The following is a 22,335-nucleotide window of genomic DNA, read 5'->3' on the forward strand; positions in this document are numbered from 1 at the left end:
GTCTTCGGGTGAGGCGTCCTCGGGCGAGGGGCCTTCGGGTCGAGGGGTCTTCAGGAACCGTGCGATACGGTGCGGCTGGCCGCAGATTCCGACCCCGAGGAGCCCCCCGTGCCGTTCATCAACGTCAAGCAGCTGGCCGGTCGCACCGAGGAGCAGAAGGCCGAGATCGCTCGCGAGCTCACCGAGACGTACTCCCGGATCACGGGCGTGAAGCCGGAGAACATCTGGGTGGCGATCGAGGAGGTGCCGCGTGAGAACTGGGCGATCGCCGGTACGACCGTCGCTGAGCTGGACCGTCAGAGCCAGGGCTGAACACCCTGGTGGATAACGGTCCGTCATCGGACAACCTGGCCAATAGTCACAAATCGACCATTACGCCCCAGGAAGCCAGGACTTCACCAGCTGTGCAGCTTGGAATCATGGGCTTCTCGGATTAACGTTTGATAACGCAGCGCGGTCGGCAACGCCGTACCCGAACGGCACCGTGCGCCGTCGCCTAATCCTCAGGACCCGCCTGCCGGACGGGTCCGGGAGCCGGGGAACCACGTTCCTGGGGTGAATCGGGCGGGCCTCGGTCCGCCCGTAGGAGACCTTCCTGCTCCGAACCCGTCAGCTAACCCGGTCGGCGCGAAGGAAGGAAAGGAGCGCGCCTTGGTGGCGTCCTTGTCGCACAGCCCTGCCAACCTCGGGCTCGGCAGCCTCGGGTCCGGCCCCCAGCTGCTCGACCTTCCGCAGGAGCCGGCAGCCGACGGGGCGGCTCGGCACCGGCTGCCGCGTCAGTCGCGCAGCGGCGGCTCGCTGCTCGGCGTGACCGCGATGGCCGCCGGCCTGGGTGCCACCGGGCTCGCCACCGCGGGAACGGCCGCCGCGGCCACCGTCGCCCAGCCGCCCGCCCCCGCACCGGCGCTCTCCGTCCCCGACACGGCCTCGGACCACGTGCTGGCCACCGACCCCGGACTCACCCTCACCGCCCGGATCCAGCAGCAGGCCGACGGGGAGCGCACCACCGCCGAGGAGTCCGCCCGGCTGGCCGCCGCTCAGGGGGCCGAGGCCAAGCGGGCCGTCCAGCAGGCCGAGGCCCAGGCCGCGGCCGAGCGTGCCCGGCTCGGCACCCTCCGGCTGCCGGTCGGCGACTACACGCTCACCGCGGAGTCCGCCCAGGCCGGTTCGCACTGGACCCGGCCGCACCCCGGCCTGGACTTCGCCGCCCGCGTCGGCACCCCGGTCACCGCCATCGGCGCGGGCACGGTCACCGCGGCCGGCTGGAGCGGAGCCCACGGGTACCGGGTGATCCAGACCCTGCCCGACGGCACCGAGATCTGGTACTGCCACCTCTCCGCCGTCTCCGCCGTCTCCGGTCAGGTCGCCGCCGGCACCCAGCTCGGCAGGGTCGGTGCCACCGGCAGCTCCCACGGCCTCCGGCCGGACAGCGCTGCCCCCGGCCCCCGCCTCCACCTGGAGGTCCGCCCGGCCGGCGGCGCCCCGGTCGACCCGCTGGCCTGGCTCCACTCCCACGGCCTCCAGCCGTAGCGGCCGTTCGGCCACCGGGCCGCCGACGGTGAGACGCGGGTAACTCCGGTGGCCGTGGCGGCCGTTCGGTGACCTGGCTTATCGACGGCGAGACGCGGGCGGCCCGGCGGCCTGGCGGTCGTTCGGCCACCGGCACGACTCGCAACGGGGCGCGAGCGACCCGGCGCCTTCGCGGGGCTCGCGCCGTCCGGGAGCCGGGGAACCGGACGGCTCCCGAGTTTCCCCGGGCGGTCGCACCGCCGATCGGGTGGCCGGGTGTTCCCGGCCGGGCCGTCAGGCCTGTGTGCCCGCCACGTACTCCTCGATCTCCTGCGTCCCCGGCTCCGGCGCGAGGTCCGGAAACTCCGCCACCAGCAGCTCGGGCAGCCCCGGCACCGTCCACTCCCCGCACAGCCGCAGCGCCTCCGCCGCCACCGCCGCCTCGAACCCCTCGAAATCCCCCGCGAGTTCGTCGGGCATCGGCAGCCCCAGGGCGTTCCGCCCGGCCAGATTGCGGTAGCTGCGCTCCATCAGCCGGTTCTCCAGCAGCAGCCGCGCACCGTCGGTGGCCATCCCCACCGAGAGCAGCCGCGCCCGGTTCCATCCCTCGTCCCCCTGGACCGGCTCCAGCAGCCCCTGCTCCTCCAGCCAGACGAAGCACGCGATCCGCTGCTCCTCAGTCAGCCCGCGGAACTCCTCCAGCCAGGCCCGCACGGCCGCCCCGTCGGCGACGTCCACGCCGTCGGCGCGCATCAGCAGCGCGTACAGCCGGGGCCAGGTCACCAGATGGGGCCGGCGCAGCAGGTCGCAGAGCAGCTCGCCCTGCCACTCGGCCTCCGCGTGCAGCTTCGCCTGCCGCTTCGCGTTCAGCCGCCGGGCGGCCCGCTGGTGCTCGATCAGCAGCCGCACCGCCCGCCCGTACGCCTCCGGCTCCGCCACGGGCTGCACGTACAGGTACAGCTGCTCGTACAGCAGCTGCTCCAGCAGCGCCGAGCTCAGCTCGGGGAAGCCCTCGTGCATCGGCGCGCCGCCGAGTTCCAGCAGGGTGAGCACCGTCCGCAGCGCCTCCTCGGGCACCGGCTCGTACCCCTGCTCGGCCGCCCAGGTGAGCAGGTCGGTGGTACGGGTATGCGGGGTGAGCTGCAGATCGTGGTTCACGCTACGTACCGTAGCCGGTGTGCCCCCACCCGGCGGCCGGGCGGGCGCCGGGCCCGCGCCTGCGGCCCGCCGTAGCGCAGTCCCGGACCGGCGGGCCCGGGGCAGCACCGGGCCCGCGCCTGCGGCCCGCTGTAGGGTCGGACGGCATGGAGCCAGAACTGGAGTCGGCCGAACCGGGACCGGTACGGCCGGGGCAGGCCGTGCTGCTGACCGGCCCGCGCCTCGCCCTCCGCGAGTTCCACCACACGCCCCGGGACGTGGACGCCCTGTACGCGGTCTTCGGCGACCCCGAGGCCGCCAGGTACCTGGCCTTCGAACCGGGTGACCACGACATGTGCGCCGACCAGATCGAGCTCTACATCGAACAGGCCGAGGCCGACCCGCGCACCGACTACCGGCTCGCCGTCACCGTGCTCGCCGACGACGAACCCGGGTACGCCACCCCGATCGGCACCGCCGTGCTCAGCCTCGGCGACCACCGCTCCGCCACCCTCGGGTACGCGCTGCGCCGCGACAGCTGGGGGCAGGGGTACGCGAGCGAAATCACCGCGCTGCTCTGCGAGTTCGCCTTCGGGACGCTCGGACTGCACCGCCTCGCCGCCCGGGTCGACCCGGAGAACGCCGCCTCCGTCCGAGTGCTCACCAAGGCCGGCTTCCAGCCGGAGGGCCGCCTCCGGCACGACCTCCGCCTGCGCGGCACCTGGTACGACTCACTGCTGTTCGCACTGCTGGAACACGAGTGGGTGGCGCCCGCTGCAGGACGGGGGTAGGGAGAACCCCACCCCGAAGTCGGCAGCAGGCTGCATTACGGCGGCGGGCCGGAACTGACACCGTTGAGGTGTGAGCACGGACGACACCAAGGGGCAGGCGATGAGCAGCACCGCGACCGGCGGCATGCACCGCACCGACCGCCACGACTCGCAGGGCAGCGCCGGGTCGGGGCTCTCCATCTTGCTGGCCCCGGTCACCGCCGCCACCTGGCGGCAGATCGGCTTCGCACTGAGCTCGCTGCCGCTCGCCGTGGCGGGCTTCGGCTTCGTCGTGGCCTTCTTCGCCGCCGGCATGGGCCTGCTGGTCACCGCGCTGGGCCTGCCACTGCTCGCCCTGCTGCTCACCGGCGCCCGCGGGCTCGGCGCCCTGGAGCGCCACCGGGCCCGTACGCTGCTCGACGCCGAGATGACGGCGCCGGCCCGGGTGGCGCCCAGCCGTCCAGGCTTCTGGGGCCAGATCACCGCCCGGCTGGCCGACCCGGCGGGCTGGAAGGCGGCGCTCTACCAGGTGGTGATGCTCCCCTGGAGCATCATCAGCTTCGCGATCACGACGGCCTTCCTGCTCCTCGGCTGGGTGCTCGCGCTGTACCCCACCTACCACTGGGCGTACCGCAAGTACGCGGGCTGGCCCGGCATGCAGCTGTTCGACTTCACCACGGAGAGCGGGCACTACCAGTACTACATATCCGCGCCCTGGCAGATCGCAGGCGTCTCGCTCCTCGGCATCGCGTTCCTCTACCTCACCGCGGGGCTGGTCCGTGCGATCAACGGTGTCAGCCGGGCGGCCATCCAGGGCCTGCTCTCCAACCGCTGACCTCAAGCCGTGCGAACCGCCAGGGCGCGTGGACCGGTGGGCAGCGCGGATGCAGGGGCAGGGGCAGACGCCTCCGGTGGCTCTCCCGGCTACACCTCTGCTCCGGCTTCCGCCGTGGCCCCGGTCCCGGCCCCGGTGCCAGTCCCGGCCGCAGCCCCGGCCGTCCCTGTCACCGCCCCCGGTCCGGCCGCGGTAGCGGTGCCGGTGCCCGTGCCCGTGCCAGCCTCAGCCCCGGCGGCCGCCCCTGCCCCGGCGCTCGCGCCCGTTCCGGCGCTCGAAGGTCCGGCCAGCAGCTGCAGGATCTCCTCGCCGACCACGCGCCGCCGCGAGTACGGGGGCACCGCGCTCACGTTCCGCAGCTTGTAGTCGATGGCCTCCCGCAGCGTCGCCCGCTGCTCATCGGTCAGTGCCGAGTCGGTGGCGATCTCCCGGGCGGCGAGCAGTGCCTGCAGCAGCTCGAACGGCGAGAGGTTGCGGTCGATCGCCCGGACGATCAGATCGAGGTTGGCCGGGTCGGGCTTGCCCTGGAGGAGGGCCAGCGCCTGGACCCGCAGGCCTTCCACGCCCGTGTCGAACATCTTCCGGACCTCGGGTGAGGTGTAGTCCAGCGCGCCCGCCGAGTTGGAGGTCTGGGCCACCGAGTCGGCCAGGGTCTGCCGGTCGGCGGTGGAGAGGGCCCGGGCGAGCAGCAGCCGGGTGAGCAGCCATCCGGACAGGAAGCCGAGCACGCCGAAGTAGACCACCACCACGGCCACCAGCGCTGACGCGCCGCTCTCGTCCCCGACCATGGGTGCCAGCGCGTCGCCCAGCTGCCGCAGCCGGTGCGGCACCGCGCCGAGCTGGGTGAGCCCGGCCCCCAGCAGGATCTTGGTCAGCCAGTCGGAGGCCTGCTCCAGGTTGGTGTTCGGCGCGTAGCTCGCGGTCGAGGTGGCGCTCAGATCGTTGGGGTGTGCGGCGGCGCCGCTGCTGAGCAGCCGGGGGATGCCGAACAGGAAGCCCATCCCGCCACCGACCGCCGTGGACATCGCGGCCACCAGCAGGCCCCCGCCGAGCACCCCGGCCCAGTGCCCGCTCGCCGCCGAGTAGAGCACCAGCCCCACCAGGCCGGCCCCGACCACACCGCCCAGGCCGTACCGCACCTCCGGCGCCAGCCCGGCTTCGTACCGCCCGTACCGGGCGTACCGGCGCCCGCCCGCCCGCCGACGCGTACCGGACAGCGAGCCGGCCACCGGACCGGACACCGCCCCCGACTCAGAACCGATCACCGACGGCCTCCCCCGATCCATCCGTTAGGTCCCAGCGACTGTAGCGGGCGCCGTCGGGGGCCGGACAGGGAGTGTGGCAGGGCTTCAGGAGTCGGCCGGGCCCTTGCCGCGCCGGGGGAACGACCGGTGTCTGAAGCGACGGCGGACCTCCCGGGCCGAGTTCCGCAGCTCGCTGAGCATCAGCAGGAGCAGCCACGGGCCGGTGATCAGCAGGGCGTTCCTGACCCAGCCCTGGTGCGAGATCCAGACGGACGCCCAGCTGGCGATCCCCGTCGTCAGGACGAAAGCGGCGACCGGAAGCACTCGGCGGAGATGTCTGGTCATTGGAGGCTCCCGGGCAGTGACGCATGGCGGATCGCAGTGCCGACCAGTCTTCCCGGCTCACCTTTGCGCGATCTTATCCGTTCATAGGTTGGGATCACTGGGTCGAATCCGGTCAAGGTCTGGAGACCCAGAGTCGGCCGGGCCCGGAAAGGCCGAACCCCCGGGGCCTCTACCTGAGGGTGTCCCGGGGGAACGACTACATCTGCGCGGTAACGCGTCCGCGGGGCCGGACCTAGAAGGCGGCCGCCACGGAGGCGCGCCCGAGCGAGTCAGATGCGCCTACCTGCGCAGTTGCGTGCGTACTCAACTCAGGATCACCTCCTTTCGTGTTCTGAGGCCAACCATAGGCAGGCCGAAGACCGGAGGCAACGGATTTATCCGCGGGAATCCGGAGCGGAAGCCCGGGGCGCGGATCGGGGATCAGGGGCGGAGCCGGTGAGGAGAACGCAGAAGGCCCGGCAGACGAATCTGCCGGGCCTTCTGGCTACTGAGTAGCGGGGACAGGATTTGAACCTGCGACCTCTGGGTTATGAGCCCAGCGAGCTACCGAGCTGCTCCACCCCGCGTCGGTGAACACAACAGTACGGGAGAGTCGCCGATAAGGGAAATCGGTTCTGTCGCGGCCCCGGGGCGCGGGTGCGTCATGCGGCGTTCCACCGTCTGGCCGAGCGCCTGGCCGGCGGATTGCCGGGCGGGTGGTCCGGGTGCCGGCCGAGTTTCGCGGTCCGGGTCCGGGCCCACACCGAGAAGCAGACCAGTGCGGCGAAGGCGGGCACCATCACCATCGCGTACACCAGCAGGAAGCCGTGGGTGCCGAGCCCGGCCGCAGCGTTCCAGACTCCGTGCAGGGCCATCGCCAGCAGCAGGCCGACCGGCGCCGCGAGCCTGGCCGCCCAGCGGCGGCCGGTGGTCAGGCTGATCGCGATTCCGAGCCCGGTGAGAGCGCTGAACAGCGGGTGCGCGAAGGGGGAGAGCAGCCCGCGCAGGACGAAGGTGTGGACGGTGGTGTCGAAGTCCCGCAGGCTGGGCGGCTCGCCGAGGCCGATGCCGTCCAGCCTGGTCTGCTGGTCGTCGGTGAAGGCCCGCCCGAGGTAGAGGGCGTTCTCGGTGAACGAGAAGCCGCAGGCGGTGACCCCGCCCAGGACCACCCCGGCCGCCAGGGTGCGCGGGCTGGACCGGGCCCGTCGCCGTCCGCCGCGCGGGTGCGGGCCGTGGTAGGTGACCGGGCGGAAGTACGGCAGCGGGCGCAGGAAGCGGCGCAGTCGCGGGGTGCCGCGCAGCCGCCGTACCGAGCGGCGCAGCGAGGCCGGGGACCGCCGGACCAGGACGGCGCAGGTGCGCTCGGCCCGGCAGCGCAGGCGCCGGTGCAGCGGGAGCAGCAGTATGACCAGGGCGGTGCCCTTGGCGCTCTCCTCGATCAGCGGGGTGGCGAAGTCGGCCCCGATCGTCTCGCCGCGCATGCTGCCCTGGTGGGCGACCAGGAAGTCGCTGGCCCAGCCGTTCGCCATGATCGCCACGGTGGTCGCCGCACAGGCGCCCCAGGCGAGGCAGAACAGGGCGTGCCGCAACGGCACCCGGGCGGTCTGGTTGAGCCAGGCGAGCGCGCCCAGCACGAAGGGCAGTGGCAGCAGCGCCAGGCCCAGGCCGACCAGCAGCCCGGTGGTGCCGGTCTGCCGGTGCACCAGTTGCAGGATGAGCACACCGCAGGCGGCGAGTGCGACGGCGGCCAGCGCGGAGGAGAGCGCGGGGTAGCGCAGGCTCGCGGCCCGCCTGAGCAGGCCCTCCAGGCGGACGTACCGGTGCCGGTCCAGCAGTCGGCCGATCCGTCGCACCCGGGGCCCCGGGATCGGCCCGGTACCGGCGGTGTGCGCGGACGTGCTGGCGGCGGACCCGGACGGTTCGGCGGCGCCCGGCACCGTGCCCGGGGCGGGGGAGGCGGCCGGGGGGAAGGGCGTTGCGTCGGGGGATGGGCCGTCGTCGGACGGACTGCTCACCCGGAAAGCGTAGGGGAACGGCGCAGCCCCAGGGAGCCTCCCGGCACTATCGGTGCCGGGGCAATCACCTCGGGTGACACCGCTTCGTCCGATCGCCGTGCGGCCGCCCCCGGAGGGCGTACGACCGGAGCCCGTCGCCGGGCCCGGTCGTCGCACCGTGTTTCAGCGGCGGCGGAACAGCAGGTCGTGTACGACGTGGCCCTTGGCTATCCCGGCGCGCTCGAACTTGGTGACCGGGCGCCAGTCGGGCCGGGGCGCGTAGCCGGGCACGCTGCCCTCGGGGTGGTCGGCGGGCTCCAGCCAGCCGGTGCCGTCGCCCTCGGGGTGCAGGTTCTCCAGCTCCGGCGAGGCGGAGAGTACGGCGAGCATCTGCTCGGCGTACGGCTCCCAGTCGGTGGCGCAGTGCACCAGCGCGCCGGGTGCCAGGCGGGGGAGCACCAGGTCGAGGAAGTGCGGCTGGACCAGGCGGCGCTTGTGGTGCTTGGGCTTGGGCCACGGGTCGGCGAAGAACACCCGCAGACCGGCCAGCGAGGCGTCCGGCAGCATGTCGCGCAGCAGGATCACCGCGTCACCGGCGGCCAGGCGGACGTTCTCGGAGCCGTCGCGCTCCAGCAGCTGCAGCAGGTTGCCGTGACCGGGGGTGTGCACATCGGCGGCCAGGATGCCCGTCGCCGGGTCGGCGGCGGCCATCGCGGCGGTGGTCTCCCCCATGCCGAAGCCGATCTCCAGCGTGACCGGCAGCCCGCCGAACAGGCTCCCGAGGTCGAGCGGGGTGCCGTCGATCGCCAGGCCGTACCGCTCCCAGCCCCGGTCCAGGGCACTGGCCTGGGCGCCGGTCATCCGGCCCCGGCGGGGCTGGAAGCTGCGGATCCGGCGCTCGCTGTGCTGGGCCTCGGTGGCCTTGTGCGGGTACATCGGCGCGGGGTACGCGGCCGGAGCGGCGGAGAGCCGGGCGGACGGGGAAGGCTGGGTGCTGGAGGCGGTGGCAGTCACAATCGCCCCATTCTACGGGGGTGCTGTCGCAACCGTGAGGGCCCTCGGGGCGCGGTCACACCTCCCGTTCGAAGGCGGCGACCGCCCGGCGCGCGACCTCGCGGCCGATCGGGAGCGAGGCGGTCGCCGCGGGCGAGGGCGCGTTGAGCACATGGACGGTCCGCCGCGGCGAGGACGGGTCGGCCGGGTCGAAGCCGGCGAAGGCGAAGTCGTCCAGCAGCGAGCCGTCCCGGGCCACCGCCTGCGCCCGCACCCCGGCCGTGGCCGGCACCAGGTCGGCGGCCGAGACCGCGGGGAGCAGCCGCTGCACGGCGGTCGTGAACGCCCGCTTGGACAGCGAGCGGTGCAGCTCGCCGATCTCGTACCGCCAGTGCCGCCGCGCTATCCGCCAGGTGCCGGGGAAGCCGGCCGTCTCGGCGAGGTCGCGCGGCCGGACCGTCCGCCAGTCGTACCCCTCGCGGGCCAGTGCGGGCACGGCGTTCGGGCCGACGTGGACATCGCCGTGCACGCCCCTGGTGAGGTGCACGCCGAGGAACGGGAAGGCCGGGTCGGGCACCGGGTACACCAGCCCCCGGACCAACTCCCGCCGCTCCGCGGCGAGCTCGTAGTACTCGCCGCGGAACGGGACGATCCGCACCCCGGGGTCGTCCCCGGCCATCCGCGCGATCCGGTCGCTGTGCAGCCCGGCACAGTTGACCAGCACCGCGCTGCGCAGCTCGGCGCCACCCTCGATCCGTACGGTGATCCCGTCCGCCCGCCGCTCGATCCCCTCGAGACCGCAGCCGGTGCGCAGCACCGCGCCCGCCTCCTCGGCGAGCACCGCGTAGCGCCGGGCGACCGCGGCGAAGTCGCAGATGCCGGTGGTGGCGACGTGCAGTCCGGCGATGCCGGTCACCTCGGGCTCGTACCCGGTGATCCCGGCGGCGTCCAGCTCGGTGACCGGGATGCCGTTCTCCCGGCCGCGCTGCGCCAGGGTGTGCAGGCGGGGCAGCTCCTCGCGTCCGGTGGCGACGATCAGCTTGCCGGTGACCTCGTACGGAAGGCCCTGCTCGCGGCAGAACGCGACCATCTCGGCCGCGCCCTGGGTGGCGTACCCGGCCTTCAGCGAGCCGGGACGGTAGTACACGCCGCTGTGGATGACCCCGCTGTTGCGGCCGGTCTGGTGGGCGGCGAAGCCGGGTTCCTTCTCCAGCAGCAGGACCCTCAGGTCCGGCCGGTGCCGGGTGAGCGCGTACGCGGTGGACAGCCCGACGATCCCGCCGCCCACCACCGTCACGTCGAAGTCGTACGCCACCGCCGCACCTTCTTCCTCCCCGGCACCCGCCGCCGGATGCCCGCGGCAGCGATGTTCCCAGGGGGAAGGGTGTGACCACCAGAGCCCGCGCCCCCGCCGGTGTGAGGGGGAGGCGGCGGGTGCGGGGCGCCGGATGTGTGTGGGGGGCCGAGGCCGGCGAAGGATCCGACGGCAGCCGGGAGGCCTGTCCTGGTCCGTCAACCATCCGACGGGAGGGCCGAGTTGCTCCCGTCGGAAGCGGCATCACGCCGGTGCGGCCAGCACCATCCGGGCCCGCTCGGTCAACTCCCTCACCCTGCGCTGGTCCTGGAACGGTTCGAGGCGGCGCAGCAGCTCGATCACGTAGTCGCGGCTGCGCTGGGAGGAGATCCGGCCGGCCACCTCGACCGCGCGCTCGCCGGCGGCGATGGCGGCGTCCAGGTCGCCCGCCTCGGCCTCGGCCATCGCCGAGACCACCAGCCGCAGGCCGTGCGAGCGGACGAAGCCCTCGGTCGGACGGGCCAGCGCCTCACGGGTGAACTGCCGGACCTTGGAGGGGACTCCGAGGTCGCGGAAGCACTCGGCGGCGTCGGCGGCCAGCCGGTCGTAGGCGTAGAAGTCGATCCACGCCGGATCGGGATCCCCGGCGCGTGAGCGCTCCAGCGCGCTCTCTGCCGCTGCGAGAGCGGTCGCACACGCCTGCGCGTTGCGGCCCTTCGCCTGGGCCCGGGCCTCCACCAGGTGGAAGAAGCTCATGGTGCGGGCGGTCGCCAGCCCCCGGTTCCGCTCCAGCGCGGCCTGGGCCAGGTCCACCGCCTCCTCGGCGAAGCCCCGGTAACTGGCCTGCAGGCTCATCGAGGCCAGCACATAGCCGCCGAGCGGTACGTCGGCCGCCGCGCGGGCGAGCCGCAGCGCCTGGATGTAGTACCGCTGGGCCGCCTCGTGCTGGCCGGTGTCGAAGGCCATCCACCCGGCCAGCCGAGTGAGTTCGGCCGTCGCGCCGAACAGCGCCCGCCCGACCGCGTCGCTGTACGAGGCCAGCAGCAGCGGTGCCGCCTCCACCCGCAGGCACTCCGGCACCATCGAGGAACGCCAGTCGCCGCCACCGTACTTGGAGTCCCAGCGGCGGGCCTCCTGGGCCGCCTCGCGGAGCTTGGCGGCGTCCGAGTGGCCGACCCGGTAGCCGGTCAGGTCCGGTGGCTGCACCTCGCGGGCCACCGAGCCGTCGGCCGGGGTGATCAGCCAGCGCGAGACCGGGGTGGCGTACGCGGCGACCGAGAAGGTCCCGGCCAGGCTGTCGCTCCACCGGCCGCCGCCGGGGCCGCGCCGCAGGTCCAGGTCGACCCGCCACAGGTCGGTGGCGGACCGCACCGCCTCCGGCACCTCGCGCGGGAAGGCGAGGCCGAGTTCGGGGGTCGGGTCGGTGTCGCCCAGGCCGATCTCGTCGAGCGGGACCGGGCGGCCGAGCTTGCCGGCGATCGCGGAGGCGATCAGATGCGGCACCGGGCCCTGCGGGATCATGCCCTTGCCGACCCAGCGGGCGACCGAGGTCTTGTCGTAGCGGAGCGTCAGGCCGCGCTGGGCGCCCAGGTCGTTGACCCGGCGGGCGAGGCCGGCGTTGCTGATCTGGGCGAGGGTGAGGAGCGCGCCGAGCCGTTCGTTCGGCCCTCGTGAGCTGATGGTCATGGTGGCGGCGGCACCCCCTGGCGGCGTCGTGCGGTGGCTGTGCTCCGGTGGTTTTTCCCGGCGTGCTTCGGTGGTACGTCAGTAGTGCCCGGTGGTGCCCCGTCGATCGGCTGGGCGCGGGCGGTACTTCGGCGGCTCTTCGGTGGTGCTCCGGCGGCGCGGCTGCCGCGGTGCCGGGGTGGCTCGCACTCGGCTTTCCGCCCGTCGCGGCGACGGGCGGGCCGCCGTGGCGCGGGGAAGCCCGCTCGGGGTTTCGAAAGCGACGCGTGGAACCTGGATGGTGCTGCACCTAGAGTAGTCGTCCGCGTTCCGAGGGTTAAGGGTCTGCATTCCGGATGGCGGGATCGCGCACCTGCCCCGGCGGCCTCCCGCCGGTATGGCGTCGGGCGGGGCCGCGCGTCGCGGACCCCCGTGCTCCGGTCCTGTGCAGACGTGCGCCCGGCCATGCCCCTTGGCCGGAGCGGCAGGTGGGCGATTCGCTGGTATCCGTGGGTCGGCCCGTCGTCGAGGACCCGGCGGGCCGGGGGATGCCGCTGCCTCCATCCCCGCGGGCGGCGGTGGGTCCGGGAGGGCATGCGGATGCCCTCCCGGGCAGTGCGATGCCTTTCGGCCATCCGTTGATGTCCATGTCAGAAGGGTCGCAAGGGCGGTTCCGGGTCGCGGAGGGGGAGGCCCGGCCCCGCTCCCAACCCCTCCCGGTAGTGGCCGCGGCCCTGTTCACGGGTGCTCCGCGAGTGGTCGCGGTCGCGCTCCAGGGTGCTCTGCGGGCGACAACGGCCAATGTGGGCAGATCCGGTGGCACCATGTCTCCAGGCGGTGCGTCGACGCCTGGCGGTGGAACGGCGTACCTGGTTCCCCGTCAGCTGGAGGCGTGATGCGGTGGCTCACGGGCTGGAGCGGCAGCGCGCCGACAATGAGCGCTGGCGCGTCTCCTGGCGTACGCCGGGCTCAAGGTAGTGGATCGCAGGCGCGTTCAGTGCCGCGCACACCCCCAGGTGCGCGGGTGCCCGACACGGCGTCCGGTGCTGCGGGTCCGTCCGCCATCACGGCGCACGCCGCGGCGCACCCCGCGGACCTCGCGCCCCCGCCCGCGATCCGTCCGCTGGCTGCCACCACCCTGTGGTCCGGGCCCAACCCGCTCTGGGCGGTGGGTGACTGGCGTCCCGAGGAGATCCGGCTGGTCTCCCTCAGACCCGGAGCCCCGGCCGTGGTCACCAGCGGGCCGACCGCACCCGAGGCCACCGAGGACGACACCCCGGCCACCACCCGCCTCGCCGTCATCGGCCACTGCGCCGCCTCCGACGCCGAGCTCGCCGCCGGCCTGGCCGCCGCCCGTGGCGGCGCGGTCCGTCACCTCACCGCCTGGCCCGGCAGCTACACCGTGGTGCTCAGGACCGGCACCCGCAGCACCGTGCTGCTCACCGACCTCGCCGGCGCACTCCCGGTCTTCCACGCCCCTTGGTACGGCGGAACGGCGTACGCAACCGCCGCGCTCCCCCTTGCCGACCTGATCGGCGCCGCGATCGACACCGGCCATCTCGCCGCCCGGCTGGCCTGCCCCGAGTCACCCGAGGCCCTCGGCACCGGCACCCCCTACCTGGGCGTGCGACGGGTCCCGCCCGGTCACGCCCTGAGCATCCACGGCGGGCGGCCCTACAGCGAGCCGTACGAGCCGGAACCAGCCCCAGGACGGCGCGAGGAGGCGCCGGCGGTGCGCGAGCTCACCCGTGCGCTGCTGGAGTCCGTCCGTTGCCGGGTGCGCACCCCGGCGCCGCCCGGCGACCGCCCCCGGCTCGGCGTGGACCTCTCCTACGGCACGGCCTCCGCGACCGTCGCACTGCTGGCCGCGGCCGTACCGATCGGCCCTTCGGCGACCCCCGTGGGCCCGGAGCCCGCCGGTCCGGCCGCCGCCGTGCGGAGCGGCGCGGTGAAGGGCTCCTGGGCCCGGTCGGCGGCCGCGGTGGACCGGCGCACGGCCGGTGGACCGGACGGCGGCGAACCGCTCGCCGCGGTCACGGTCGCCGAGGAAGGCCTCGACGGGGACGGCACCGGCGGCGCGGGCGCGAACCCCGGCGCGGGCACCGGCGTGGGCCCCGGCGCGGACGGCAGGGGACCGGTGCTCGCGGTGAAGGCCCCGCGCCTGCGCCACATCGTGCTGCCGCCGGTGCTTCCGTACTCCGGACTCGCCGGGCCCACGGCGGACGGCGCCGAGCCCGTGGCCTCCGCTCCCGGCGACCCGCTGCCGGATCCGCCGCCGGGACCGCTCACCGACGAACCGGGCCCGGCCCTGATCGCCACCGCCCGCCTGGGCGGCCGGTTCAGCCTCGGCGGCGCGGACCACCTCACCGGCTACGGAGCCCGCCACGTCCTGGACGGCCACCCGGCCCGGCTCGCCGACCTGGTCAGGGACGGCCGCTCCCGCGAACTGCTCTCCCCGGTGGCCGCGCTGGCCGGAGCCGACCTCGCCACCGCGGGCACCTTCGACGGCGCCGTCCGCACACCCGTCGGCGTGCTGCGCGCCGCGCACCGGCTGGCCAGGGCCGGGTACGCCGAGGCCCTCGACGACACCGCGGTCCGGCTGGTCGCCCGCCGCGCCGCCAGGCGCGGCCGGACGGCCGGCGAGAGCTCGGCCGCCGACCTCGCCTGGTGCGTACCGGGACCGGCCGCGGGCTTCCTCTCCGACGAGGCGCTCTCGGCCGTCGCGCTGCGCCTGCGGCTGGCCGCGCGGGCACCGGCCCCCACCGAACAGCCCGGCGCCCGCCGCGCCAGGCTCGCCCTGCACCGGCACGCCGCCGAGTACCGCACCCTGCTCCAGGCCGCCGAGCAGCACGGGCAGCGGCTGCACGCGCCCTTCCTGGACAACCAGGTGGTGCGGGCGGCCCGGCTGCTGCCCGACCGGATACGGCTGCAGCCCGGTGCGCGGCACGCCCTGCTGCGGTCCGTGCTGGCCGGGGCGGGGCGCACCGACCTGCCGGCCGACTGGGGCCGGGGCCCGCGCCCGGACCGCAACGGCGCGGCCCGCACCGGCCTGCGCCAGGCCGCCGACGGACTGACCGAACTCTTCCACCGCCCGCTGCTCGCCGAGGCCGGGCTGATCGACCTCCCCGCGGTCCGGGCCGCCCTCGCCCGCGCCGCCGACCCGTCCGCCGACCTCGCCCCCGGCACCCTGGCGGGCCTCGCCGACCTGGTCGCCACCGAGCTCTGGCTCCGCCGCGTCCACGCCCGCCGCCACGGCTCCAGCTGGACCGGCCTCCCGCAACCCGAGCGGCCGGCCCTGCCGCGCCCGGCGTGACCTGGTCGGCGTGACCTGGTCGGCGGCGCGGGCCCGGTCGCATCTCCCCCAGGGCGGACCAGGTCATCACGCGGTCCCGTTCGTCCTGAGGTCGCACCCTCGCGCCTTCGGCCGCGCCCGCACGGTCGCACGGCGGTCGAGCATGATGGAGGAAGCCGCCCAGAGGAGGCCACCGTGCCCGAACCGCTCCCGGTGCTCAGCGCGCCTCCCACCGCCGATCCGCCCGGCGTACTGGCCGCCTGTGACGGCTCGGACGGCTCGCTCTGGGCGCTGGAGCGCGCGATGAGCGAGGCGCAGCTGTTCGGACTGCCGCTGTACGTCCTGGCCGTGGTCAACCCGTCCCCGGCCGGGTACCCGCCGGGGATGGTGGAGCTGGTGCACGAGAGCGTCGAGCGGATGACCGTAGGCATGGCCGACGGGCTGCGCAGGTCCGTCGCCACCGTGCAGGCGGCCCGTGCCCGGCCGTACACGGGCGGACTCTCGCTGCACGTGGTGCTCGGCAACGTGATCGAGGTCCTGCTGTCCTGCACTCCCGGGCAGCACACCCTGGTGGTCGGCACCAGGGGCAACGGCGGCTTCAGCCGGCTGCTGCTCGGCTCGGTCAGTACGGCGGCCGTCCACCACGCCGCCTGCCCGGTCCTGGTGGTCCCGGCGCCACCGGCACCACCGGCGTACTGAGCCCGGCGCCCACGCCCCGTCGCCCACGCACGCCCACGTCTCCCAGGTGGCTCGCACCCCCCGGCACGGCCGGGCACCCCCCGGGGGTGCGGCCGGGCACATTCGGTACGGATCGGGAATTCCCGCAGGTCACCGATGGTTCCCCCGTTCGGTCGAACCCCATCCCCGACAGGAGCCCCACACCATGAAGGTCGAGATCTACTCGGACATCGCCTGCCCCTGGTGTTTCATCGGCAAGCGCCGCTTCGAGGAGGCCCTCGACCTGTTCCCGGGCAGGGACGGGGTCGAGGTGGTCTTCCGTCCGTACCAGCTGGTCCCGGACGCTCCCGAGCAGGCGACCCCGCACCGTGCCTGGCTGGCCGAGCGCTACGGCCCGCAGTCGGTGGCGATGGACGCCCGGGTCGCCGAGCTCGGCAGGGCGGAGGGCATCGACTACGACTTCGACACCGCACTGCACGTCAACACCTTCCTGGCCCACCGCCTGCTGCACCTCGCCGAGGCCGAGTACGGGGCCCGCAAGCAGGCCGAGCTCAAGGAAGCCCTGCTGAAGGCGCACTTCAGCGACGGTGTGGACGTCGGCGACCGGGAGCGGCTGACCGCGATAGCCGTCGCCGCGGGTCTGGACGGCGACCGGGTGGCCGCCTACCTGGCGGGCGACGAGGGCACCGCCGAGGTCCGCGCCCAGCTCGCCGAGGCACGTGAGCTCGGTATCACCGCCGTGCCCACCTTCGTCTTCGAGGGCAGGTGGGCCGTCCAGGGCGGCCAGGAGGCGGCCACCTTCCTCCGCGTCCTGGAGCAGGTCGCCGAACAGACCGCCGTCGAGGCGGCTCCCGCCGCGACCCCCGCCGCGGCCTGCACGGACGACTCCTGCGCGATCTGACGACCGGCCGGCGCCGCCTCAGTCGCAGCTGAACCGCGCGTTCGCCCAGTCCGCCAGGGTGATCAGCCCCCAGCTGCCGTGCACCGGGGTCACCACCAGCCGGATCGTGCGCCGGCCGTCCAGCGGCACCCGTACCGGGACGGGGTCGTCGCCCTGCTCGAACTCGTCGGAGCGCCACAGCGTCGTCCCGTTCTGGTCCTGGACGCTGAAGACCACCGCCCCGAACCGCACGGAGAGGTCGTCGAGCCCGGCGAGCGCCCGGAAGGACGAGCAGCTGCGGTTGAGGTCCACGGTCACCGTCGAGGACGGGTGCACGCTCAGCCCGTGCGGGTAGCGCCCACCGCTGATCCAGACGTGGTCGCGCTGCCAGACCCAGTCGCTCGCGCTGCTCCGGATGCTCGGCCCGGGCGGCGGCTGGCGGTCCGGACCACGGCTGAACGGAAGGTCGTTCAGCCAGAAGTCGGTCGGCGGGGCCGGGGGTGGGGTCGGCTTGACGGTGGGCGTCGGGACCGGTTCCGAGGGCTCGGGTGTCGGAACCGGCGGGGTCGGCTCGTCGGGCGGTGCCGACTGGGACACCGTCGGCTCCGGGGCCGGCGTCCGTGTCACGGACGGCTCGGGGGCCGGCGGCGAGGCGGCGGTCCGGCTCGGCCGGGGTGTGGGCTCCGCCGCCTTCCGGCGGGGGGCGGGGGGCGGTGTGAGCGCGGGTGCCGGTGAGGCCTGGGGAGTGCCGGAGGGCGTCGGGCCCGGCTTGGCGGCCGCCGGCGGCCGTGGGGGTGAGGAGGCCGCCGGCGCGGCCGCAGGCTCCTTGGGCTCGGGCGTACCCGTGAGCGCGTACGCGGCCACGGCGGCCGCCGCCACCGCGACACCGGCGGCGATGGCCGCCTTGGCGACGGCCCCGAGGCCCTCGCCGACGGCTGTTCCACCGCCTCCGCCGCCCGCCGTTCCGCCGGAGCCGGCCGCACCGGAGGCACCCGCGGTGGCGGAGCCCCCGCCGGCCGTACCGCCAGCCGCGCCGCCGGCCACCGCCGTCGCACCGGCGGCGCCCAGGCCGACTGCGGCCGCCGCCGCGGTGAAGTACCCGGCCCCGACCCAGACCAGCACTCCGCCGGGGAGGAGCGCCCGCAACCCGCTGTTGATCTCGGTCAGTTCGAGGTACGCGGCCGTGCAGCGGTCGCACTCCTGGACGTGTCTGCTCACCTCGGCCGCGGCCCGCTTGCGCAGCGAGCCGCGGGCGTACGCGCCGAGCCGGTTGGCGTACGCCTCGCAGTCCTGGGCCTGGCTGCCCGACACATGCGCCTGCAGGAAGGCGGTGGCCAGCCGGTCGCGGGCCCGGTGCGCCTGGACCGCCGTGGCGTTGGCGGTCTTGCCGAGCATCACCGCGACGGTCTTCGGGGACTCCCGCTCGACCTCGGTGTGCCAGAGCACCACCCGGTCGTCCTCGGGGAGTTCGACGAAGGCCTGCATGACCATCCGCTGGTCGGCCATCGCCATCGCCCAGGAGTCCGCGCCGGGGTCGGCCAGGTCGAGATCGACGGTGGCGGCCGAGGTCTGCGTGAACGTGGTGAAGTCGTCGACGAGTTGCTCCCGCCGCTCGCTGCGCGCCCAGGCGGCGGCCACGTTCCGGACCGCCGTCAGCAGATAGGCGCGGACCGCGAAGTCCGGCCCCTTGCCCGAGCGCAGGGCCTGGAGGGTGCGGGCGAAGACCTCGCCCGTCAGGTCCTCGGCGGTGAAGCTGTCCCGGCAGCAGGTCCGGGCGTAGCGGCGCACCGAGTCGGCGTGCCGCCGGTAGAGCTCCTCGTACGCGCGGTCGTCGCCGGCCCGGACCAGCTCGGTCAACTCGGCGTCGGAGGGTGGTCGTTCACCGTCCACGGGGGCGGCCGGCGCGGGCACCACGGCGCGGGCGACACCCTCCTGGGGTGCGTTCCGGTCCCGGCCGCTACCGACGAAGGCCTCCGGGGTCACGCCGCCCTGTCCGGCCGGCGCCTGTCCCGGCACCCGCCCGGAGAGCGACTCCCGGATCGGCATGCCGGCCTGGTCGGGAACCTGGCCGGACGCCCGGCCCGGCTTGCGGCCGGGCTGCTGGTGCGGCGTCTGCTCCCGTGCCTGTTCCGGTGCCTGCTTCGGTGTCTGGTGGGGCGACTGGTGGGGCGGCTGGGGCGACTGGGGCGGGGTCTGCTGCTGCCCCGGCAGGTCGAGGCCGTAGCCGTGGTCGTTCTGCTCCTCGGCGCTCAACGCGGCCTCCGGCGCTCGGTGGGGCCCGGGACGCGGACGCCGTCACGCCCCGGCGCGCCGTGGTCCGGCGAGCCGTGACCGCCGGCGCGACCGCACGGGACGGTGTGCCGATGCGCGGGTGTATCCCGGGAACCCACAGTAGGGCGAACGGCACGCAACGGGACAATGGCTCCAACCACGGCCAAAGAATGGCATAGCACGGCGGCCACCGGTAGCCGGACTGCCCGTCACCCACTCTTCCGGGCAGCCTTTAGCGGATGTGTTCGAGCCGGAACTGCCGTGTGTCAGTGGGCCCGCAGACCGTTCAGCAGGATCTGCAGCAGCCGGTCGCCGGGGGAGTTCTCCGCAAGCTCCCCGGGCGCGCGGCCGTCCGGCTCCCGGACGCCGCCGCCTCGCTCCCCGGAGGACGCGAAGCCGCCGGAGCCGGCCACCGCCACGGCAGCCCGGGCCGGGTGACTCTGGGTCACGTGCACCGGCACGGCCGCGGTCAGCACGAGCACCACGTCCGACACCGTGACCCCGGGCCGGAGTTCGCCCGCCGCACCGGCCCGCGCGACCAGCGCCGCCAGCAGGTGCAGCAGCAGCCGGGGATCGGCGTCGAAGGACGGCTGGGCATCGGCCTCCGCGGCGCGCTGCTCGGGCACCCACGGCTCCGCGAAGGCGAACTCCCCGGTTTGGCGCTCGACGAGGCCCTCGGCGCCGAGGCCCGGGGTGCCCAGGCTCCGTGGTCCGAAGTCCTGCGTGCCGAGACCCTGAGCGGGTGCGAAGCCCTCGGGGCCGAACTCCCGCGCGCCCAGACCCTGCGGGGGCGCGAAGCCCGGGGCGCCGAGCCGCTGCTCCGTGAAGTACTGCTCCGGCAGTCCGGGCGGCCGCTGCTCCGGGACGTGCGGTGCGGGCGTCCGGCCGAGCTCCTCCGCGTAGCGGAACGCCGAAGGCGGCAGCAGCCGGCCCGCACCCGACCCGACCGCCCGCGCGAGGTAACCGGCCAGTGCCTCCCAGGGACCCGCGTTCCCGTACAGGGACTCACGCGCCTGCTCGGTCAGCCATGCGACCTCCTCGGCCGCGATCCTCTGGACCAGCACCTCCTTGCTCGGGAACCGCCGGTACACCGTGCCGACCCCGACCCCGGCCCGCCGGGCGACCTCCTCCATCGGCGCGTCGTAGCCGAGTTCACCGAAGACCTGGCGGGCCGCGCGCAGCACGCTCTCCAGGTTCCGGCGGGCATCCACCCGCAGCCGGGCGGGTCCACCGGCGCGCGGCGAGTCTTCGGGCGTGCCGTAACCGCCATGCGCTCCCTGGGCGCCGTGTGCACCGTACGCGCCCTGTGTGCCGTGCGCCGCGGAGCCGTACGACTCGCGCGCCCCCGGCCCACGCTGTTCCGGCACGACACCGCCGGCCGCACCGAACCTGCCGGCCGCGCCGAGGTCCTGGCCGGCGCTGTGCAGGCCGCTCCGGCCCGAAGCGACCGCGCCGGTACCACCACCGCCGTCGAGGCCGCCGCTGCCATCCCCGGCCCTCGGCGCCACCGGGCGGCCGAGCACTCGTTCCTGATCCGTCATCCCAAACCTCCCCCCGCAGGCGCCCCGCATCGGGCGTCGCTGCCTGGCCAGTTCGCACCCCCCGGTGCGCGCGGTTTCGCCGCCCAGAACGGGGCGGCCTTCCTGGACCACCCTTCCCCGGTTGGCCCTGGCGCAGTCGGCCATCGCGGCGGTTGGCGCCGACCGATTCCGGGCTGACGCACAATCCGACCATAGTTCAAGGAAGTTCGCGGGAGAAGTGGCCCTAAATCCGGGTACGGAGATATATCCGCCCATCCGTAACGGAGCATTCCGCACCGCTTCCGGTACGGCCTGTGGACAAGAAGCCCGTCGACAGGGCGTCATGGAAGCGTGAAGCAGGTCACATCGGCAGCACATCGGCAGGAGGTGCCCTCATCAGGATTCTGATCGTCGGCGGCGGCTGCGCCGGAACGTCCGCCGCACTCCGTCTCCAGCAGCTGCTCAGGCCCCGACTCCAGGACGGCCGGGCCGAGATCACCTTGGTCGAGCCGCAGCCCTATCTGACCTACCAGCCACTGCTGGCGGAGGTCGCGGCCGGCTCCATCGACCCCAGGCACGTGGTCGTGCCGCTGCGCCGGCTGCTGCCGCGCTGCCGGGTCCTCACCGCCCGGATCACCAGGATCGAACACTCCGCCCGCCGGGCCTGGATCGACACTTCCGCACCCGGCGAGCACGGCGCCCCCGCCGAACTCGCCTACGACCTCCTGGTGGTGGCCCCGGGCTCGGTCTCCCGCACCGCACCCGTCCCCGGCCTGGCCGAACACGGCCTGGGCTTCGCCACCGTCGGCGAGGCGGTCAGCCTGCGCAACCACGTCCTGGAGCAGCTCGACCTCGCCTCCTCCACCCGGGACCCGGCTCTCCGCCAGGCGGCGCTCACCTTCGTCTTCGTCGGCGCCGGGTACGCGGGCGTCGGCGCGACGGCCGAACTGGAGGACATGGCCCGCTACGCCGTGAAGGGCTACCACAACCTGGCCGTCGAGGACCTGCGCTGGGTGCTGGTCGAGGCGACCGACCGCATCCTCCCCGAGGAGTCCCCCGAGCTGGCCGCCCACACCCTCGCCGAACTGCGCGACCGCAGCGTGGACGTACGCCTGGGCACCACCCTCGACTCCGCCACCGACCGGGTGATGACCCTCTCCGACGGCAGCCGCTTCGCCGCCCGCACCCTGGTCTGGACGGCGGGCATCCGGCCCGCACCGTTTCTCCGCGAGACCGACCTCCCACTGGACGCGGTGGGACGGGTCCGCTGCCTGCCCACGCTCCAGATCGCCGGAGCGGACGGCACTCCGCTCCCCGACGCCTGGGCGGCCGGGGACTGCGCGGCCGTGCCGGCCTCCGCCGCTGCCACGACTGCCGCTGCTTCGGCTGCCGAGGGCCCGACGACAGCCGATGGCGTCACCGGTGACGGCGTCGCCGACCTCTGCGCGCCCAACGCCCAGCACGCGATGGCCCAGGCCGAGCAGCTGGCCGAGAACGTCTCCGCCGCACTCGCCGGCCGTCCGCAGCGCCCCTACCAGCCGGCCCGCCAGGAGTGTTCGACCTCGCTCGGACTCGGCCGGGGCGTCGCGCACACCAGGCGCGGCCACCTCACCGGCCGCCGGGCCTGGTGGCTGCACCGGGCCCGCCATCTGCAGCGGCTGCCCAGCCTGGACCGGCGGGTGCGGGTGCTGACCGACTGGCTGCTCGGCGGCCTGTTCAACCGGGAGGTGGTCTCGCTCGGCTCGGTCGAGCATCCGCGCGCGGAGTTCGAGGCGGGTTTCCGGGAGCACTGAGGCCGGCGGGTTCGGCCCGCCGGCCATGCCGCCGAACGGGCCGCCGACTTCTGCGGCATTGACCGCGGCATTGATCGCAGCGGTGACCGCAGCGTTGACCGCGGCATTGATCGCAGCGTTGACCGCAGCGTTGACC

At 74.6% G+C, this 22,335-nt stretch carries 17 protein-coding genes, 1 tRNA gene and 1 riboswitch; of the genes, 8 read left to right on the forward strand and 10 right to left on the reverse strand.

Annotated elements, in window-relative coordinates; all coding sequences use genetic code 11:
- The first annotated feature begins 108 nt into the window (after nucleotides 1-108).
- Nucleotides 109-312 (forward strand): tautomerase family protein, encoded by a 204-nt coding sequence (locus tag ACSMTC_RS20625; RefSeq protein WP_436561186.1) that lies wholly within the window; start codon nucleotides 109-111, stop codon nucleotides 310-312.
- A gap of 171 nt (nucleotides 313-483) precedes the next feature.
- A riboswitch (cyclic di-AMP (ydaO/yuaA leader) is annotated at nucleotides 484-642 on the forward strand.
- A 12-nt stretch (nucleotides 643-654) separates the two neighbouring features.
- Complete coding sequence (locus ACSMTC_RS20630) at nucleotides 655-1,530, forward strand: M23 family metallopeptidase (RefSeq protein WP_436561187.1); 876 nt, start codon at nucleotides 655-657, stop codon at nucleotides 1,528-1,530.
- A gap of 273 nt (nucleotides 1,531-1,803) precedes the next feature.
- Here the strand turns inward: ACSMTC_RS20630 and ACSMTC_RS20635 are convergent, their stop codons facing one another.
- Nucleotides 1,804-2,667 carry a hypothetical protein gene (locus ACSMTC_RS20635; RefSeq protein ID WP_436561188.1) on the reverse strand — a complete coding sequence of 288 codons (864 nt, stop codon included), beginning with the start codon at nucleotides 2,665-2,667 and terminating at the stop codon, nucleotides 1,804-1,806.
- A 146-nt stretch (nucleotides 2,668-2,813) separates the two neighbouring features.
- Here ACSMTC_RS20635 and ACSMTC_RS20640 point away from each other — a divergent pair, with 146 nt between their 5' ends.
- Nucleotides 2,814-3,437: a GNAT family N-acetyltransferase gene (locus tag ACSMTC_RS20640; RefSeq protein ID WP_436561189.1), complete on the forward strand. Its 624-nt coding sequence runs from the start codon at nucleotides 2,814-2,816 to the stop codon at nucleotides 3,435-3,437.
- A 70-nt stretch (nucleotides 3,438-3,507) separates the two neighbouring features.
- The gene (locus ACSMTC_RS20645; RefSeq protein ID WP_436561190.1) at nucleotides 3,508-4,251 is read left to right on the forward strand and encodes a sensor domain-containing protein; all 744 of its coding nucleotides are present in this window, start codon (nucleotides 3,508-3,510) and stop codon (nucleotides 4,249-4,251) included.
- An 89-nt stretch (nucleotides 4,252-4,340) separates the two neighbouring features.
- Here ACSMTC_RS20645 and ACSMTC_RS20650 read toward each other — a convergent pair whose 3' ends face one another.
- From ACSMTC_RS20650 to ACSMTC_RS20680, 7 genes are all read right to left on the reverse strand, one after another.
- Nucleotides 4,341-5,516 carry a hypothetical protein gene (locus tag ACSMTC_RS20650; protein WP_436561191.1) on the reverse strand — a complete coding sequence of 392 codons (1,176 nt, stop codon included), beginning with the start codon at nucleotides 5,514-5,516 and terminating at the stop codon, nucleotides 4,341-4,343.
- Nucleotides 5,517-5,600: 84 nt separating this feature from the next.
- Nucleotides 5,601-5,840 carry a hypothetical protein gene (locus ACSMTC_RS20655; protein WP_436561192.1) on the reverse strand — a complete coding sequence of 80 codons (240 nt, stop codon included), beginning with the start codon at nucleotides 5,838-5,840 and terminating at the stop codon, nucleotides 5,601-5,603.
- Nucleotides 5,841-6,332: 492 nt separating this feature from the next.
- Nucleotides 6,333-6,406, reverse strand: a tRNA-Met gene (locus ACSMTC_RS20660).
- Nucleotides 6,407-6,481: 75 nt separating this feature from the next.
- Nucleotides 6,482-7,834 carry a PrsW family intramembrane metalloprotease gene (locus tag ACSMTC_RS20665; protein WP_436561193.1) on the reverse strand — a complete coding sequence of 451 codons (1,353 nt, stop codon included), beginning with the start codon at nucleotides 7,832-7,834 and terminating at the stop codon, nucleotides 6,482-6,484.
- Between the two features lie 162 nt (nucleotides 7,835-7,996).
- Nucleotides 7,997-8,827 carry a tRNA (guanosine(46)-N7)-methyltransferase TrmB gene (trmB, locus tag ACSMTC_RS20670; RefSeq protein ID WP_436561194.1) on the reverse strand — a complete coding sequence of 277 codons (831 nt, stop codon included), beginning with the start codon at nucleotides 8,825-8,827 and terminating at the stop codon, nucleotides 7,997-7,999.
- A 55-nt stretch (nucleotides 8,828-8,882) separates the two neighbouring features.
- Nucleotides 8,883-10,121, reverse strand: a complete 1,239-nt coding sequence (gene lhgO, locus ACSMTC_RS20675; RefSeq protein WP_436561195.1) for an L-2-hydroxyglutarate oxidase — start codon at nucleotides 10,119-10,121, stop codon at nucleotides 8,883-8,885.
- A gap of 243 nt (nucleotides 10,122-10,364) precedes the next feature.
- Nucleotides 10,365-11,786 carry an NsdA family TPR-like regulatory protein gene (locus ACSMTC_RS20680; RefSeq protein ID WP_436561196.1) on the reverse strand — a complete coding sequence of 474 codons (1,422 nt, stop codon included), beginning with the start codon at nucleotides 11,784-11,786 and terminating at the stop codon, nucleotides 10,365-10,367.
- A 1,003-nt stretch (nucleotides 11,787-12,789) separates the two neighbouring features.
- On the opposite strand from ACSMTC_RS20680, the gene ACSMTC_RS20685 reads away from it, so the two are divergent.
- The 3 genes from ACSMTC_RS20685 (at nucleotide 12,790) to ACSMTC_RS20695 (ending at nucleotide 16,636) form a co-directional block, all read left to right on the forward strand.
- Nucleotides 12,790-15,078: an asparagine synthase-related protein gene (locus ACSMTC_RS20685; protein ID WP_436561197.1), complete on the forward strand. Its 2,289-nt coding sequence runs from the start codon at nucleotides 12,790-12,792 to the stop codon at nucleotides 15,076-15,078.
- 174 nt (nucleotides 15,079-15,252) lie between these two features.
- Nucleotides 15,253-15,756 (forward strand): universal stress protein, encoded by a 504-nt coding sequence (locus ACSMTC_RS20690; protein ID WP_436561198.1) that lies wholly within the window; start codon nucleotides 15,253-15,255, stop codon nucleotides 15,754-15,756.
- 184 nt (nucleotides 15,757-15,940) lie between these two features.
- A complete protein-coding gene (locus tag ACSMTC_RS20695; protein WP_436561199.1) occupies nucleotides 15,941-16,636 on the forward strand; it encodes a DsbA family oxidoreductase in 696 nt (231 codons plus the stop codon).
- Between the two features lie 18 nt (nucleotides 16,637-16,654).
- Here ACSMTC_RS20695 and ACSMTC_RS20700 read toward each other — a convergent pair whose 3' ends face one another.
- On the reverse strand, nucleotides 16,655-18,868 hold the full coding sequence (locus ACSMTC_RS20700) for a sigma-70 family RNA polymerase sigma factor (RefSeq protein ID WP_436561200.1): 2,214 nt from the start codon (nucleotides 18,866-18,868) through the stop codon (nucleotides 16,655-16,657).
- A gap of 284 nt (nucleotides 18,869-19,152) precedes the next feature.
- Nucleotides 19,153-20,427 (reverse strand): TetR/AcrR family transcriptional regulator, encoded by a 1,275-nt coding sequence (locus ACSMTC_RS20705; protein ID WP_436561201.1) that lies wholly within the window; start codon nucleotides 20,425-20,427, stop codon nucleotides 19,153-19,155.
- A 380-nt stretch (nucleotides 20,428-20,807) separates the two neighbouring features.
- Here ACSMTC_RS20705 and ACSMTC_RS20710 point away from each other — a divergent pair, with 380 nt between their 5' ends.
- Nucleotides 20,808-22,199, forward strand: a complete 1,392-nt coding sequence (locus ACSMTC_RS20710) for an NAD(P)/FAD-dependent oxidoreductase (RefSeq protein ID WP_436564747.1) — start codon at nucleotides 20,808-20,810, stop codon at nucleotides 22,197-22,199.
- Nucleotides 22,200-22,335 lie beyond the last annotated feature (136 nt).

Origin of the sequence: Kitasatospora sp. HPM-01-4, assembly GCF_051374625.1 — a bacterium.
GTDB lineage: Bacteria > Actinomycetota > Actinomycetes > Streptomycetales > Streptomycetaceae > Kitasatospora.